This window comes from Acidaminococcus sp. HCP3S3_G9_1, from assembly GCF_052122455.1.
GTDB lineage: Bacteria > Bacillota > Negativicutes > Acidaminococcales > Acidaminococcaceae > Acidaminococcus.
In genome coordinates this window covers 1-2237 of sequence record NZ_JBQKCH010000030.1, presented here as the reverse complement: position 1 = coordinate 2237, position 2237 = coordinate 1, and the positions used below count along the sequence as shown (strand labels likewise).

Here is a 2237-nt window from a genome sequence, read left to right as displayed (position 1 = left end):
TGGTAGAACCTCTGAAACTGAGAGGCATTATCTAATAGAACCCTACAAACGGAGCTTGTGCCCAGACGGCACAGCAAAACACCCCGGACAGTGGCTGTCCGGGGTGTTTTGTAATTTTTTATATCCCTTTTTCCTCACAGAACCCGTTGATGGCTTCCAGAAAAGGATCTCCGTATTTTTCGTCCTTGTTCTGGCCCACGCCCATGACCTGGAGAAATTGTTCATGGGTCCGGGGCAGCTGCCGGCACATGTCCCGGAGAGTCCGGTCTCCGAATACCACAAAAGGCGGCACCATAGCCTGTTCCGCCAGCTGTTTCCGGAGGGCCCGGAGCCGGGTGAACAGTTGGGCCCCCATTTCCTGGGTGAACCCTTCCGGCAGGTCCAGCTCCGGCTGGACCTTCTTCTTTTTCCGGGGGCCGGAACCCCCATCCTGGGTCCCGGCTTCTTTCCGCAGCAGCACCCGGATGGAATCGTCCTGGAGTTCCCAGATCTTTTTGGAGATCTTCAGCACCGGGTACTTGTCCCGGGTGATCAGCAGGTAGCCCTGGTCCAGCAGGTTCTGGATCATTTCCTTGATTTCCTTCAGGGAATGCTGGTGGAGGGCTCCGAACATCCGCAGCCGGGAAAGTCCGGTTTCTTCCACCCGGGTGGACCGGCTGCCGGCCAGGGCGTTGGCAATCAGGGTGATGCCGTAGGGCCGCCGGGCCTCATGGATGCATTTTACGATGCTCTTGGTCTCTTCCGTCATGTCCACCTCTTCATAGTCTCCGTTGCAGGTGGAACAGTGATTGCACCGGGCCGGAGCATCTTCCCCAAAGTAGTGGAGGAGGGTCTGGCGGAGGCAGCTGGTGGTCCGGCAGTAATGCTCCATGGCATAGAGCTTCCGGAGATTGGCTTCTTCCACTTCTTCCAGCACTTCATTCTGCTCCTTGTGTTCCAGGAGGAATTTCTGGATCACCACATCCTGGGGAGAGAACAGCAGGATGCATTCCGAGGGCTCTCCGTCCCGGCCGGCCCGGCCCGCTTCCTGGTAGTAGTTTTCCAGACTGGAGGGCATGTTGTAGTGGAGTACGAAGCGCACGTTGGACTTGTCGATGCCCATGCCGAAGGCGTTGGTGGCGATGATTACCGGGGCCCGGTCGTACTGGAAATCCTCCTGGGCCTTCTGGCGCTCCTCCTGGCTCATCCCTGCATGGTACCGGGCAGCCGGGATCCCTTCCAGCCGGAGCCGGTCGCACAGTTCATCCACGTTCTTCCGGGTGGAACAGTAGATGATGCCGCTGTCTTCCGGATGATCCTTCAGATACCGGAGCACCCAGGCGTCCTTGTCCCGGGGATGTTCCACCCCGAAATACAGATTGCTCCGGTCGAAGCCGGTGACCAGGATCTGGGGATCCCGCAGTTCCAGGCTCTGGAGGATGTCATCCCGGACCTGCTCCGTGGCCGTGGCGGTAAAGGCTCCCACCACCGGTCTTTCCGGCAGGAATTCCAGGAAATCCAGGATCCGGGTGTAGCTGGGCCGGAAATCCTGTCCCCACTGGGAAATACAGTGAGCTTCGTCCACTGCCACCATGGAAATGGCAGCCTCTTTGGCGAAATCCCGGAACAGTTCCGTCTCCAGCCGTTCCGGGGCCACGTAGATCAGCTTGTAGGCACCGGCCCGGGCCTGGTCCAGGGTGGCGTAGAATTCCCGTCCGGACAGGGAACTGTTGATGTAAGCGGCCTGGATCCCGGCGGTTTCCAGAGCCTGGACCTGGTCCTGCATCAGGGAGATCAGGGGAGAAATCACCAGGGTGATCCCGGGGAGCAGCAGGGCGGGGATCTGGTAGCACAGGGATTTGCCGGCGCCGGTGGGCATGATGCCCAGCACGTCCCGGCCCTGGAGCAGGGCATCGATCAGGGATTCCTGACCGGGGCGGAAGGAAGTGTATCCAAAATACTTTTTCAGTGCAGATAGTTTGTCCATGCTGGGAAAAGGCCTCCTTCAGAAAAAATCAAACGGCTGTTTGTTTCAATCATAACGAAAACTCCAGAAAAAAGCAAGGACACCTCATGGACGATTAATTGTATACAAAATACAAAAAAATAAACAGTTATTTCTGAATCGTGCTATAATACAAATCGTAAAGGGTTCACTAGATACTATTTTTAGGAGGCGTTACAAATGAGTTTGTTTGAAATGGCAAAGATTCCTATGGAAAAGGCTAGTAAGCTGATCAATCTGGATCCCAACGCTG

General features: G+C 56.5%; 1 protein-coding gene. It reads right to left on the bottom strand.

What is annotated here, in order from left to right:
• Positions 1-118 precede the first annotated feature (118 nt).
• On the bottom strand, positions 119-1966 hold the full coding sequence (gene recQ / locus ACTQY1_RS11145; protein ID WP_441374205.1) for a DNA helicase RecQ: 1848 nt from the start codon (positions 1964-1966) through the stop codon (positions 119-121).
• Positions 1967-2237: the final 271 nt, after the last annotated feature.

Coding starts and splice junctions, on each gene's coding strand:
- recQ (WP_441374205.1), bottom strand. CDS start 1,966: ATGGACAAACTATCTGCACTGAAAAAGTATTTTGGATACACTTCCTTC.